Raw genomic sequence first — 14,212 nt, 5'->3', positions numbered from 1 at the left:
GAGGAACTATTATGACTGAAATAACTATAGAATCAGAATATATAAAGTTGGATCAATTTCTAAAATTAGCAGAGATTGCATCAACAGGAGGTCATGCAAAATTTTTAATTCAAGAAGGTTTAGTGACAGTAAATGATGAAATAGAATTAAGAAGAGGAAAAAAGATAAAATCAGGAGATATAGTTGAAATAGAAGGAACTAAAATAAAAGTATTGTAAAAAAGGAGAACTTTTTGTGAAACTTAAAAGTTTGCAACTTGTTAATTTTAGAAATTATAAAAAGTTGCATCTGGAATTTAATGGGAAAGTAAATCTACTTGTTGGGAAAAATGGTCAAGGAAAGACAAATATAGTAGAATCTATTTATATGCTTTCTTTTGGAAAATCATTTAGAACCAACAAAGATAGAGAAATGGTTAGATTTAATAGTGAAAACTTATATATTGGAGGAAGTTTTTCAAAATATAATAAATATAGTCTAATAGAGCTAATTATTGGAAAAGATAAAAAGGGGATACGAATAAATAAAGTCCCTTTACAAAAGATACAGGAGCTACTTGGCAACTTAAATGTGGTTATATTTTCTCCTGAGGATTTGAGATTGGTTAAAGAGGGTCCTAAAGAAAGAAGGACATTTATAGACAAAGAGATTAGTCAGATTATACCTAAATATTATAAATATCTTACCAATTATAACAAAACACTTTCTCAAAGGAGTAGGGTGCTTAAAAGTATACATGTTGATGAAGCTTTATTAGATGTATATGATGAAACATTGGCAAAGTATGGGAGTTATATTTATATTTTGCGTAGAGACTTTATAAAAAAGATAGCTAATATATCTGAGAATATGCATATGAATTTGACTAATGGAGTTGAAAGACTATCAATTAGATATAAAAATCAAATAAATATAACTGATGAAGACACTATAGAAACAGTATATAATAAATTTTTAGCCAAATTGTCATCAAATAGACCTAATGATATAGAATCTAGAACTACTAGATATGGTATACACAAAGATGACTTAAATATATTCATAAATGATTTAGATGCAAGACTTTTTGGTTCACAAGGTCAACAAAGAACTGCTTCAATATCGTTAAAGTTATCAGAAATAGAATTAATAAAAAATGAAGTTGAAGAATATCCCATATTAATTTTAGATGATGTTTTTAGTGAGCTAGATGAAGCAAGACAAAAACTTTTAGTAAACAATTTAAGCAATGTTCAAATGTTTATAACAAGTGCTGAGATTTCACATAAAAAAATATTTGATGAAAAAAATGTTACAATATTTAATATTGAAAATGGCGATGTTATTAGCATAGAGAATGGAGGAAATTAAATGAAACAAGAATACGGTGCAAGTCAGATACAAGTATTAGAGGGATTAGAAGCCGTTAGAAAAAGACCCGGTATGTATATTGGTAGTACAAGTCCTAGGGGTCTACATCACTTAGTTTATGAAGTTGTAGATAATAGTATAGATGAGGCTTTACAAGGATATTGTTCAGACATATATGTATCTATTAATGAAGATGGCAGTGTTTTAGTAAAAGATAATGGAAGAGGTATACCAGTTGAAATACATCCTAAGACTGGTAAATCAACTTTAGAAACAGTACTAACTAATCTTCATGCAGGAGGAAAGTTTGGAGGCGGAGGATATAAAGTATCTGGAGGTCTTCATGGGGTTGGTGTTTCTGTAGTTAATGCATTGTCAAAATGGATGACAGCAGAAGTTTATTTAAATGGAAAGATATATAAGCAGACATATGAAAAAGGTCTACCAACATCTAAGCTTGAAGTAGTTGGAGAATCTCAAAATACAGGAACAATAATTCAATTTATGCCTGATGCTACAATATTTGATGAAATAGAATTTAAATATGAAACATTAGAGTATAGGCTTAGGGAACTTTCTTTTCTAAATAAAGGAATAAGAATAGTATTTGAAGATAAAAGAGAAGATCAGAAAAAAAGAAAAGAATTTTATTATACAGGCGGTTTAGTAGAATATATTAAATATTTAAATAAAACTAGAACTGGAATACATGATGACATAGTTTATATAGATAAAAAAGTTGATGATTGTATTGTCGAATTAGCTATGCAATATACAGATGGTTATACAGAGAACATATATTCTTTTGCAAATAATATAAATACACATGAGGGAGGAACCCATTTAAGTGGATTTAAAGCAGCTCTTACTAAAACTGTAAATGATTATGCTAAGAGAAATAAATTCTTAAAAGAAAATGATGTTAACTTACTAGGTGAAGATATAAGAGAAGGTCTTACAGCTGTAGTATCAGTTAAACTACCAGAACCTCAATTTGAAGGACAAACTAAAACAAAACTAGGTAATAGTTTTATGAGAGGTGTAGTTGATAGTGTAACAGTTGATGAACTAGGTTCTTTCCTAGAGGAAAATCCATCAACAGCTAGAATAATAGTTGATAAAGCTTTAAGAGCACAGAGAGCTAGAGAAGCTGCAAAAAAAGCAAGAGAATTAACAAGAAGAAAAAGTGTGTTAGAAAGTACATCTTTACCTGGGAAATTGGCAGATTGTGCAGAAAAAGACCCTGCTAAAAGTGAAATATTCTTAGTCGAAGGGGATTCAGCGGGAGGTTCAGCTAAGCAAGGTAGAGATAGAAATAGTCAAGCTATACTTCCATTAAGAGGTAAAATACTTAATGTTGAGAAATCAAGACTAGATAGAATATTATCTTCAGATGAAATAAAAAATATGATAACAGCTTATGGTTGTGGTATTGGAGAAGATTTTGATATAGATAAGGCTAGATACCATAAAATTATAATTATGACCGATGCCGATGTAGATGGAGCTCATATAAGAACTTTATTATTAACATTCTTCTTTAGATATATGAGACCTCTTATAGATGAGGGGTATGTTTATGCAGCACAGCCACCTTTATATAAAGTTACAAAGCAAAAGAAGGAACATTATGTTTATTCAGATAAAGAGTTAAATATCTTATTAGATGAAATTGGAAGAAATGGTGTGGAACTTCAAAGATATAAAGGTCTTGGAGAGATGAATGCAGAGCAATTATGGGAAACAACTATGAATCCTGAGACAAGAACTTTATTACAAGTTACTGTGGAAGATGCTGCAATTGCAGATGAAGTATTTTCAATGCTTATGGGTGATAAGGTTGCTCCAAGAAAAGAATTTATAGAAGAAAATGCAAGATTTGTTAGAAACTTAGATATATAGAGAGAGGGGATTAGTATACATGGAAGAAAATAACAAAATACTCCCTATTGAAATAGTGGAAGAAATGAAAAAATCGTATATTGATTATTCGATGAGTGTCATAGCTGGACGTGCTCTTCCTGATGTTAGAGATGGTTTAAAGCCAGTTCATAGAAGAATACTATACTCAATGAGTGAATTAAATTTAACGCCAGATAAACCATACAGAAAGTCAGCTCGTATTGTTGGGGACGTTTTAGGTAAGTACCATCCTCATGGAGATACTGCTGTTTATTATGCGATGGTAAGGATGGCTCAAGACTTTTCAACTAGAGCACTTTTAGTAGATGGTCATGGTAACTTTGGTTCTGTTGATGGAGATTCACCAGCAGCGATGCGTTATACAGAAGCGAAGATGAGTAAATTATCATTAGAGTTATTGAGAGATATTGAAAAGGAAACTGTAGATTTTAAACCAAACTTTGATGAATCATTAAAAGAGCCTTCTGTATTGCCAGCAAGATATCCTAATTTATTAGTAAATGGTTCTAATGGTATAGCTGTTGGTATGGCGACTTCAATACCTCCACATAATTTGGCTGAGGTAATTGATGCAACTGTATATTTGATTGATAACCCAGAATGTAGTGTAGATGATTTAATAAAATTTGTTCAAGGTCCAGATTTCCCTACAGCTGCAATCATAATGGGAAAAGAGAATATAGCAGAAGCATACAGAACTGGAAGAGGAAAAGTTAAAGTTAGGTCTAGAGCTTTTATAGAAGAACTACCAAAAGGAAAACAACAGATAATAGTTACAGAGATACCTTATCAAGTAAACAAAGCCAAACTAGTTGAAAGAATAGCTGAGTTAGTTAAAGAAAAGAGAATAGAAGGTATATCAGACTTAAGAGATGAAAGTAATAGAAATGGTATGAGAATTGTTATAGAATTAAAGAGAGATGCTAATGCTAATATAGTGTTAAATAATTTGTATAAACATTCTCAAATGGAAGATACTTTTAGTATAATAATGCTTGCTCTTGTAGATGGTCAGCCAAGAGTTTTAAATCTTAAACAAATATTATACCATTATATTAAACATCAAGAAGATGTTGTTACAAGAAGAACTAAGTTTGAGTTAAATAAAGCTGAAGCAAGAGCACATATTTTAGAAGGATTAAAAATTGCTTTAGATAATATAGATGCCGTTATAAGCTTGATAAGAGCTTCAAAAACAGGTCAAGAAGCTAAAATTGGGTTGATAGAAAAATTCAATTTAACTGAAATTCAAGCTCAAGCGATATTGGATATGAGGCTTCAACGACTTACAGGTCTAGAAAGAGATAAGATAGATGCTGAGTATGAAGATTTAATCAAAAAAATAAATAGATTAAAAGAAATTCTAGCTGATGAAAAATTGCTTTTAAATGTAATAAAAGATGAAATTACAATAATAAAAGAAAATTATTCTGATGAAAGAAGAACAGAGATAAGACATGCTGAAGGCGAAATAGATATGAGAGATCTTATAAGTGATGAAGAAATAGCAATAACTCTTACTCACTTTGGATATATAAAAAGGCTTCCATCTGATACTTATAAGAGTCAAAAAAGAGGTGGAAGAGGTATTTCAGCACTTACAACTAGGGAAGAAGATTTTGTAAGACATTTAATAACTACAACTACTCATAGTAGACTATTGTTCTTTACAAATAAAGGTAGAGTATTTAAACTAAATGCCTATGAGATACCTGAAGGTAAGAGACAAGCTAAAGGTACTGCTATAGTGAATTTACTTCAACTGTCAGCAGATGAAAAAATTGCTACTTTAATACCTATTGATGGTAATGATGAAAATGAATATTTATTACTTACAACGAAAAAAGGTATTGTTAAAAAGACTAAGAGAGAAGAGTTTAAGAATATAAACAAATCTGGTCTTATTGCTATAGGCTTAAGAGATGATGATGAGCTTATTGGAGTAGAACTTACAGATGGAAAACAGGAAGTACTTTTAGTAACTAAAGAAGGTATGTCTATAAGATTTGATGAAAATGATATAAGATATATGGGTAGAACAGCAATGGGTGTAAAAGGTATAACTTTAAGCAAAGAAGATTTTGTTGTATCTATGAACCTTTGTAGTAAAGGTACAGATGTGTTAGTTGTAAGTAAAAATGGTTTTGGAAAGAGAACAAATATAGAGGAGTATAGAAGTCAAATAAGAGCTGGTAAAGGAATTAAAACTTATAATATCTCTGAAAAAACTGGTACAATTGTAGGTGCAGATATGGTTAATGAAGATGATGAGATAATGATTATAAATTCTGATGGAGTTCTTATTAGAATAAAAGTAAATGAGATATCACTATTTGGAAGAGTTACAAGTGGTGTTAAATTAATGAAGACTAATGATGAAGTTAATGTAGTTTCGATTGCTAAAATAAATATTGAAGAAGAATAGGATAAATATCCTATTCTTTTTGTATAATGTAATTAGATAAAAATTTAAAATTGAAAGGAGTAGTTGTTATGTGTAATAAAAGAAATTGTAAAAAAGGTGGATTTTTATTATTAGGAGCTATTTTAGGGTTTATATTTGGTATGTTTTTTGCACCAAAAAAAGGTTCTGAACTGAGAAAAGAAACAAAGGAGAAGTTTAATGATGTAAAAGAAAATCCAAAAGAAGTTCTACATGAAACATTTAATGATGTGAAAGAGAGAATAATAAATTTAGTAGATGATGATAATAATGAAGAGGATATAAAGATTTCAGAAGAGGATATAGTAATAAGTAAAAGCTTTGATGATGAGGGAGATGTTAACTAATGAATGCATGGGGGTGGCAGATTGGAGCAGTGCTAGTGGGAAGCTCTGCTCTTATAGTAGCAATTTATTTAGCTAAAACTCTAAATAGTCTAAATAAGGTTGTTGAAAAGGCATATAAGATTGTAGATTATAATGAAAGACATATACAAGATATTGTTGAAAATGCATCATCAATATCAAAGGGAATAGATGATATAGTTTATGTAATTAATAAAATATTGAGTATAGGAAATATATTTAAAATTATTAAGAGGAAATAGGAGGTTTTTACATGTCTATGAATATAGATTCAAATTTAGATTCTCAAAATAAATTTTGGAATGTTTGTCTTGATGGAGAACTTGATGTTTCTACAGCAGATAAACTGAAGGAACACTTGCATAGTTTGATAGAAAAGAATATATTAGATGTAAAAATTAATCTTAAAGATTTAGATTATATAGATTCAACAGGTTTAGGAGCTATGATAGGTGTATTAAAAAAATTAAAAATAAATGAAAAAGAGATATACATAGTAAATCCTAAGAGTAATGTCAGAAAGATTTTTACTATAACAGGTCTAGATAAAATATTTAAAGTGGAGGGATAAACTTTGGCTTGTGAGACTATAAAGATGGAAATTACTACAAACCCAGATTATGTTAGTATAATAAGATTAACAGCATCTGGAATTGCTAATAAGATGGGTTTTCCGATAGATGATATAGAAGATATAAAGGTAGCAGTATCAGAAGCATGTACAAATGCAATAAAGCATAGTAAAGATGATGTGTTTAATATAGTGTTTACTATTTTAGATAATGCAATTAATATAGAAATTCAAGATAATGGAGAAGGATATGATGTTAGCTCAATAAGTACACCAGATTTAGAGAATCCAAAAGAGAGTGGTCTTGGATTATTTATAATTAAAACTTTAATGGATGATGTAGATATTGAATCAGAACATAATCAAGGAACAAAAATAAAAATGACTAAATATTTAGGAGTTGATATTTAATGAAAAATGTAGCTAATGCTACACATTACCTAAATATGGATACAAAAGAGCTATTTAATTTATATAATAAAAATAAAAATGTAGATATTAGGAATATTCTTATTGAAAGACATCTGTATTTAGCAAGATTGTTAGCTAAGAAGTATATAAATAAAGGTGTTGATTTTGAAGATATATATCAAGTTGCTTCATTGGCATTAATTTATGCTATTGATAGATATGATATTGAAAAAGGATTTGAGTTCTCAAGTTTTGCTACACCAACTATAGTAGGAGAAATAAAAAAGTATTTTAGAGATAAAGTATGGACACTTAGAGTACCAAGAAGAATACAGGAACTAAGTAAAAAAATAAGTGATGCGAAGATTAAACTAGAGCAAGAAAATAAAAAGCATCCAAGGGTAAAAGATATAGCTAATTACATAGGGGTTAGTGAAGAAGATGTTCTAGAAGCTATGGAAGCTTCTTATGGATATCAACCAATGTCTTTAGATTCATCAAGTAATGATGATTCAGAGGATAAAGATATAACTCTTATTGATAAGATTGGAAAAGAAGAAGGCAATTTTGGAAGTATAGAATATGAAGATTTTATTAATAAATTCATTGAAACTTTAAACGAGTTAGAAGTAAAAATTTTTAAAGATAGATTTTTCTTTGATAAAACGCAATCTAGTATAGCTAAAGAACTAGATATATCTCAAATGACTGTTTCTCGATTGGAAAAAAAAGTAGTAGAAAAGCTAAAAAAAGAATATGAAAAAAATTTATAAAAAATAAAAAAATTATTGAACTATTGTTTTAAAGATAGTACGGTGTTACTTGCCCTTGAAAAAAGGAACAAGAAATAAGTACGAACATTGAAAATTAAACAGTAGGTAAATCCGCTTTGATAATGCTGGGATGTGATGGGGAGCAATATTAAGCATAAGAGATTATGTGGTTACAATAGCAAATAAAAGATAAACCTGTTCCCATTATGAACACAGAAGTTAAGCTCTTTAGCGATGATGGTACTTGGTAGGCGACTGGCTGTGAGAGTAAGACATAGCCACATAATCTTTTTTATGCACAGAACTATTTTATGTAGTTTTGTGCTTTTTTGTATTTTATAGAAAAATACAGACTGTTGATAAGAGATAAACAATAGTTTAAGATTGATAAATGAGACAAAAATATTTTTTCTATGGTAGAATTGTAAGGGAGGAATTTATGGAATCATTTGTATTGGAAATCTCACGTACATTATTAAGTGTATTTGAAATTTTAGTATTTAAAAATTTACTTGATATTTACAAAAATAAAAAAAGAGAAGATAAAGAAGTAAAAAGCTCTCTTTGGAAACTTACAATATTAGTTGTGGTTTTAGTTTATCTGAATGATTATTTTGATTTGAATGGAATAGTTATATTAGGTTTGTGGCCGATGGAATTGAATTTATTACAAATTGTATTTACTTGTATAATTATGTATTTTTGTAAAAGAAATTATGAAATGAAGTTGTGGCAAGCATTTATGTTTTTTATAGTTTGTAAAAATGTATTTTTTATTACTAGCAATATAATTTATTGGGGAATTACATTTTTTTGTATATTTATTGGTATTGGTGGTGCTAACTATCCACGTGTATTAGTTGCAATTTTACATAAAGTACTAGTTTTTATAATTTTATTTGTATTAAATTTAATATTAAAAAAATATAGCAACAGTTTTAAAGAGAAAAAATACATAATAAGTATATTAACTGTTATATTTTTAGTAACATTTTTGTATATATACAATTTTATAGATAAGTGTATTTGGGTATATAAAGTTAAATTTAAAAATTTAGCATATAAAGAAATATGGAGTATGATAGATGGTTTTTTATATCAAAATATAATTCCATCATTGGTTGTGGTTGTTATACTTTTAATATTTACAATTAAGAAGATAAAAGAATCTATAATTTTAGAAAAGGAAAAAGTAGTGATAGAAGAAAAAATAAAAGTTCAATACAATTACTATGAAAGAATAAAAGAAAATCAAGATAGAACCAAACAACTTTATCACGATTTAAAAAATCATTTGGTTTGCATCAATAATATTGATGCAAACGAAAATGCTAGGATATATAGCATGGAACTTCAAGAAGAAATAGAGAAGATAGAGTATATATATAACACTAAGAATGATATATTAGATATTATACTTAAAGAAAAAAATGATATTTGTATAGATAATAATATAGATTTTTTTGCAGATATAAATTTTGAAAAATGTAACTTCATGCAAATGATTGATGTGTGTAGTATTTTTTCTAATATATTAGATAATGCAATGGAAGCATGTTTAAAGATAAAAGATAATGAAAGAAAAATATATATAAGAGGAACTATAGTTAAAAATTATTTTGTATTAAAGAGTGTGAACTCAAAAATAAATGATATAAAAACAGATGATAATAATATTATAAGTAGTAAAAAAGATAAATATCTTCATGGAATAGGTTTAAAAAGCGTTGAACATTCATTGAATAAGTACAATGGAGAGTTTAGATTCAAGGATTTTGGTAATGAATTTGAACTAGATATTTATATTCCAATAGAAAGTGAAGTGAATTTGAACTATGAAAAAAATAGTATTATGTGAAGATGAATTAAGCCAACAAAAGTTGATAAAAGGGTATATCGAAAAAATTTTTGAAGGTAGAAATGAAGAATATGATCTTTTGATTTACAAAAATGGAGAAAGTTTAATAAAAGATTATCCAAAGAATGTAGATATATTTTTATTAGATATACAATTAGAAAAGATTGATGGAATGACTTTGGCTAGAAAAATAAGAAGTATGTATGATAAAAATGTAGAAATTATATTCACAACATCTTTAATAGACTATGTACAAGAAGGATATGAAGTAAGGGCTTATAGGTATTTGCTAAAGCCTATAAAATTAGGTGACCTAGAGAGGCATTTGATCTCTTGTTTTAATGAAATAGAGAGAAACAAGGGTAAAGAGTTAATTTTGAGTTCTAAAACCGAAATATTTAAGATAAACACAGCAGATATTTATTATATCGAAGTTTTAAAAAGAGAAATAACTATACATACAAAAATATCCGAGTACTCTATTAATATGACTATGGATAGTATACAGAGCAAAATAAACCAAAAAAATTTCCATAGATGTCACAAAAGTTATCTGGTCAATTTGGACTATGTAGGAAATGTAAAACAATATGTAGCTATTATGGAGAATAAAGAAGAAATTCCTATAAGTAGATATAGATTTAAAGAGTTTAAAGAGGTATACCTTGAAAGCCTTTCATCAGTATTATAAAAACTAAAACATGACAGTTGTAACATTAAAATGTACAGTTGTGCATAGTGCATTGTACATAAAAAAAATAGATGCTATCCTTTAGTCAAAAGGAGGATAGCATCTATTTTTTTACATAAAAATTATATCTTTGTTTATTAAAAGGTAAAATAAGTTGTTAGTATTAGGTAGATATATTAGTTCAAGTAAACTAATTAGCACTAAATAACTATATATTAGTCAAAAAGGAGGTAATTATGAAAGGTATTTTTACGTTAGCTTTTTCTTATCTGAAAAAGCAAAAAGGGAGAAGTTTCTCTATAATAATAGCAATAGGATTGGCTACATTGATATCATTTTCTATTATTGTTCAAAAACAAACAGATATAAAATTAGGAACTGAAAAATTGCATAAAATATATGGAACTTATGACTATGAGTACGATAAAATTGATAATCAAGCACTACAAAAAATATTGAATGACAATACTAGTGATGATACATATAATATAATCAATTTAGGTAGTATTGTTTATAAAAATGGTGTTAAGAGTATTCTTAATACATATAGTTCATATTATTTAGAAGAAAGCAAATATGAACTTATCAAAGGGAGAGCACCAAAAAATGAAAATGAGATAGTTTTAGATAATAGAGCTATAGAGGAAATGAATTTAGAAAATAAATTAGGTAAGGAAATAGACTTTAACATAGTTAAAAAATATAAAAATACTGATGGAAAGCAAGATATATACAATAAAAATCATAAATTTAAATTGGTTGGAATAGTCAGTAGACATAAAGAATATTATCAGGAGTATGAATATGCACTTAGAGCTTTTACAGGTGGATATACAAATTTAATACCAGAAAACCTTATTACTAATGATGGCCTTTTAAATGTAGAAAATGAAAAGAGTACAAATGAGAATCTGTATAAAAGGCTGAATAAATACGGTCTTACAGAGGATAACTTTACTATAAATGTAGGTTTAATTGTAGGATTAAATTCTATTGGTGTTGATGAAGTGGCAATAAGCTATGAAATAAGAAAAATGATATTTCCTATAGGTGTATCAGCACTTTTAATATGTAATATTTTTATGATGACTTTATTTGATATGAAAAAATCAATAGGTATGTTGAGAGCTATAGGTGTAAAAAGGCATCAAGTATGTTCTATGATTTTTATACAGAGCTTAATGCTGGTAATCATTGGTGTATTATCTGGTTTTTTTATTGGAGGAGCTTATGTATATTATTATATATCTAAAATGTATCCTCAAAATCCAAGTCTTTATATAACCAAAGAAGCAATATTGATACCAATATTAATAGCAATAATTACTGTGTTTATTTCAAATATAGTTACTCTATATAAGGCATTCAAGGTATCTCCTGTAGAAGGTATGAAAAATAATGACTTTAGTAATAGAAAATTTAGAAATAGATTTTATTATAAATGGATAAGAAAAGTATTTGATATAACTGGAGATATGGCATATAAAAATGTATTTAGATTTAGGGCAAGAACAATTCTTTGTATATTATCTATGGGATTAGTTGGATCTATGTATATAACTACATTATCAAATTACAATAAAAGTGATATGGATGTAATGCATATGCCAAGTCAAAATATTGGTGAGTATGATATAAAACTAAATAAAGATTATTTTAATGTGGAAAATGCTCTAGGAATGTATAGTAAAAGTGATATAGAAAAAATTAAAAACATAGACGATGTAGACTATGTAGATGGAAAATTAGTGTTATCTGGGTCTATGAATAAGGATGAATCATATTTAGAAGTTAGGGGTTATACAGAGAAAGATTTGAAAAAATTAGATAAATACATAGAGGAAAAAAGTGATGAGAATAATAGTGAATATATAAATGTTTTGGTTAATAATCATACTGATGGAACCAATGAACCAATAGATAAGAATTTGAAAATTGGAGATTTGATTGAAATAAAAATACCATCAGTAAATGATGAAAAGTTAAGCTATAAAGTTGAAAAAGTTAGAATCGCTGGTTTCTTAGATAGAAAATGGATTTTAAATAATTTCAATGTAAGAATGCTAACAGTAATAATGCCAATAGAAGAATTGTCTAAATTGACTAATATAAATGATGTTAATGTAATAGGAGTGAAAGCTTCTAGTGGAAAAGAAAAGGAAGTAGAACATAAAATAGAAAAAATTATTGGAAAGAAAGATTACAATAATCTAGAAAGCAGGGGGAAATACAAATTAGAGCAAGAAAAATTACAAAGAATTGCTAAAATGCAAAGTCTATTTTCATTATTACTTATGTGTGTAGTAGCTTCATTAAATATTTACTACACTATAAAAACAGGAATACTAATTAGAACTAGGGAGCTATCTACTTTGAGAAGTATTGGTATGAGTATGAAAAAGATAAAAAGTATGCTTATTAAGGAATCACTAATTTATGCATTTCTTAGCTGTATAATAGGGGCTTCTCATGCTACATATAAAGGATACAAAGATGTATCTATGGTTAATAAGATTATGGAAGCTGGATTTGGGGTTAAGAATCTAGACAAATTTAAAGTGCCTTTTAATGAAATAGTAACATTTACTTTTTTAGTGATAGTAGTTTGTATTATATCAGTATACTTGTCTAAGCAAAAACTAGAAAAAATGAGCATATCAGATGGAATTAATATGGATAAATAAGGAGGAATTAGTATGACGATATTAAAAGTAGAAAACTTAAACAAAGTTTATGGTAAAAATGAAAATGAGTTACATGTTTTAAAGAATATAAATTTAAATATAGAAGAAAATAAATTCATTGCTGTAGTAGGTGCTAGTGGCTCTGGAAAAAGTACATTATTAAATTGTATGGCAGGTCTTGATAAACCAACTGATGGAAAAGTTTATTATAACAACGAAGAAATAAGCAATATGACAGATGGAAAGCTAGCTGATATAAGGATAAATAACTTTGGATTTGTGTTTCAAAATTTTAATTTAATACCAGTTGTTAATGTATATGAGAATATAATAATGCCTTCATTATTAGAAAATAGAAAAATAGATAAAAAATATCTAGAAAAATTACTAGAGAGACTACAAATAAAGGATAAAATAAAAAAATTTCCCAATGAATTATCTGGAGGTCAACAACAAAGAGTGGCTATTGCTAGAGCGCTTATAAATAAACCTAAAATTATATTTGCAGATGAGCCTACAGGAAATTTAGATACAAAGTCAACAGAAGAAGTTATGAGTATATTAAGAGAATGTGTGAATGATTATAATCAGACACTTATAATGATAACTCATAATGACATAATAGCTAGAGAAGCTGATATTTGTATAAAAATACAGGATGGAACAATAATGGATTAATTTAATATATAAAAAATAAAACTGTAATAATATTACAGTTTTATTTTTTATATAAAAGTTTAATATTATAAATTTTACAAACTTAATCGTAAAGCTGTTGATAGTAGAATGGTAAATAGCTATATAAGCTAAATAAAGACTGTAGATAATATGCATATCTTAGAAAATGATTGTGTATAATTTTAAATGATAAAGAAAAAATAAAAAATGCTAAAAAATTAAGAAAAACTATTGACGATATGTTTTTTAGATGATACAATATTACTTGTCCTTAAGAAAAGGGCAAGCACGAAAAATGAAAAATGAACTTTGAAAATTAAACAGTAGGTTAATTTATAAAACAAGAAACAAACCATAAAGCCAGATATTTTGATAACAATAGTATCTGAGCCTGATAAACTTTTATTTGAGAGTTTGATCCTGGCTCAGGATGAACGCTGGCGGCGTGCCTAACACATGCAAGTT

The 14,212-nt window shown here is 27.5% G+C and carries 13 protein-coding genes and 2 rRNA genes; all 15 read left to right on the top strand.

Translation table 11 applies throughout. The features are described 5' to 3' along the window. Positions 1 to 11: 11 nt before the first annotated feature. On the top strand, positions 12 to 218 hold the full coding sequence (gene yaaA / locus KGF42_RS14095) for a S4 domain-containing protein YaaA (protein WP_003420479.1): 207 nt from the start codon (positions 12 to 14) through the stop codon (positions 216 to 218). Positions 219 to 234: 16 nt separating this feature from the next. Further along, positions 235 to 1,350 (top strand): DNA replication/repair protein RecF, encoded by a 1,116-nt coding sequence (gene recF, locus KGF42_RS14090; RefSeq protein WP_054272120.1) that lies wholly within the window; start codon positions 235 to 237, stop codon positions 1,348 to 1,350. Beyond that, entirely contained in the window at positions 1,351 to 3,252 is a 1,902-nt protein-coding gene (gyrB, locus tag KGF42_RS14085) for a DNA topoisomerase (ATP-hydrolyzing) subunit B (RefSeq protein WP_054272121.1), read from the top strand. Between the two features lie 19 nt (positions 3,253 to 3,271). Next, on the top strand, positions 3,272 to 5,698 hold the full coding sequence (gene gyrA / locus KGF42_RS14080; RefSeq protein WP_227822650.1) for a DNA gyrase subunit A: 2,427 nt from the start codon (positions 3,272 to 3,274) through the stop codon (positions 5,696 to 5,698). A gap of 68 nt (positions 5,699 to 5,766) precedes the next feature. Next, positions 5,767 to 6,063 carry a YtxH domain-containing protein gene (locus KGF42_RS14075; protein ID WP_054272123.1) on the top strand — a complete coding sequence of 99 codons (297 nt, stop codon included), beginning with the start codon at positions 5,767 to 5,769 and terminating at the stop codon, positions 6,061 to 6,063. Next, the gene (locus tag KGF42_RS14070; RefSeq protein WP_054272124.1) at positions 6,063 to 6,323 is read left to right on the top strand and encodes a hypothetical protein; all 261 of its coding nucleotides are present in this window, start codon (positions 6,063 to 6,065) and stop codon (positions 6,321 to 6,323) included. The genes KGF42_RS14075 and KGF42_RS14070 overlap by 1 nt, the downstream gene beginning before the upstream one ends. An 11-nt stretch (positions 6,324 to 6,334) precedes the next feature. Then, complete coding sequence (locus tag KGF42_RS14065; RefSeq protein ID WP_227826545.1) at positions 6,335 to 6,652, top strand: STAS domain-containing protein; 318 nt, start codon at positions 6,335 to 6,337, stop codon at positions 6,650 to 6,652. Between the two features lie 3 nt (positions 6,653 to 6,655). Beyond that, entirely contained in the window at positions 6,656 to 7,063 is a 408-nt protein-coding gene (locus KGF42_RS14060) for an ATP-binding protein (protein WP_285891581.1), read from the top strand. Next, a complete protein-coding gene (locus KGF42_RS14055) occupies positions 7,063 to 7,836 on the top strand; it encodes a SigB/SigF/SigG family RNA polymerase sigma factor (protein ID WP_054272126.1) in 774 nt (257 codons plus the stop codon). The genes KGF42_RS14060 and KGF42_RS14055 overlap by 1 nt, the downstream gene beginning before the upstream one ends. Positions 7,837 to 8,001: 165 nt before the next feature. Beyond that, positions 8,002 to 8,120 (top strand): 5S ribosomal RNA (gene rrf / locus KGF42_RS14050). Between the two features lie 155 nt (positions 8,121 to 8,275). Continuing rightward, positions 8,276 to 9,694, top strand: a complete 1,419-nt coding sequence (locus KGF42_RS14045) for a sensor histidine kinase (RefSeq protein ID WP_227822651.1) — start codon at positions 8,276 to 8,278, stop codon at positions 9,692 to 9,694. Continuing rightward, positions 9,672 to 10,385, top strand: a complete 714-nt coding sequence (locus tag KGF42_RS14040; RefSeq protein ID WP_227826544.1) for a LytR/AlgR family response regulator transcription factor — start codon at positions 9,672 to 9,674, stop codon at positions 10,383 to 10,385. The genes KGF42_RS14045 and KGF42_RS14040 overlap by 23 nt, the downstream gene beginning before the upstream one ends. Positions 10,386 to 10,621: 236 nt before the next feature. Continuing rightward, complete coding sequence (locus tag KGF42_RS14035) at positions 10,622 to 13,069, top strand: FtsX-like permease family protein (RefSeq protein ID WP_227822653.1); 2,448 nt, start codon at positions 10,622 to 10,624, stop codon at positions 13,067 to 13,069. Between the two features lie 12 nt (positions 13,070 to 13,081). After that, positions 13,082 to 13,747, top strand: a complete 666-nt coding sequence (locus KGF42_RS14030; protein WP_227822654.1) for an ABC transporter ATP-binding protein — start codon at positions 13,082 to 13,084, stop codon at positions 13,745 to 13,747. Between the two features lie 402 nt (positions 13,748 to 14,149). Then, a 16S ribosomal RNA gene (locus tag KGF42_RS14025) occupies positions 14,150 to 14,212 on the top strand; the annotation flags it as partial.

The organism is Clostridioides sp. ZZV15-6383, from assembly GCF_020657735.1.
GTDB lineage: Bacteria > Bacillota > Clostridia > Peptostreptococcales > Peptostreptococcaceae > Clostridioides > Clostridioides difficile_D.
The sequence above is the reverse complement of the archived record's forward strand: the minus strand, read 5'-3'. Positions and strand labels throughout refer to the sequence as shown.

What these genes read in the sequence shown, in the direction of transcription:
- yaaA (WP_003420479.1), top strand. Translation starts at nt 12, where the DNA reads ATGACTGAAATAACTATAGAATCAGAATATATAAAGTTGGATCAATTT.
- gyrB (WP_054272121.1), top strand. Translation starts at nt 1,351, where the DNA reads ATGAAACAAGAATACGGTGCAAGTCAGATACAAGTATTAGAGGGATTA.
- gyrA (WP_227822650.1), top strand. Translation starts at nt 3,272, where the DNA reads ATGGAAGAAAATAACAAAATACTCCCTATTGAAATAGTGGAAGAAATG.
- KGF42_RS14075 (WP_054272123.1), top strand. Translation starts at nt 5,767, where the DNA reads ATGTGTAATAAAAGAAATTGTAAAAAAGGTGGATTTTTATTATTAGGA.
- KGF42_RS14070 (WP_054272124.1), top strand. Translation starts at nt 6,063, where the DNA reads ATGAATGCATGGGGGTGGCAGATTGGAGCAGTGCTAGTGGGAAGCTCT.
- KGF42_RS14065 (WP_227826545.1), top strand. Translation starts at nt 6,335, where the DNA reads ATGTCTATGAATATAGATTCAAATTTAGATTCTCAAAATAAATTTTGG.
- KGF42_RS14055 (WP_054272126.1), top strand. Translation starts at nt 7,063, where the DNA reads ATGAAAAATGTAGCTAATGCTACACATTACCTAAATATGGATACAAAA.
- KGF42_RS14045 (WP_227822651.1), top strand. Translation starts at nt 8,276, where the DNA reads ATGGAATCATTTGTATTGGAAATCTCACGTACATTATTAAGTGTATTT.
- KGF42_RS14040 (WP_227826544.1), top strand. Translation starts at nt 9,672, where the DNA reads ATGAAAAAAATAGTATTATGTGAAGATGAATTAAGCCAACAAAAGTTG.
- KGF42_RS14035 (WP_227822653.1), top strand. Translation starts at nt 10,622, where the DNA reads ATGAAAGGTATTTTTACGTTAGCTTTTTCTTATCTGAAAAAGCAAAAA.
- KGF42_RS14030 (WP_227822654.1), top strand. Translation starts at nt 13,082, where the DNA reads ATGACGATATTAAAAGTAGAAAACTTAAACAAAGTTTATGGTAAAAAT.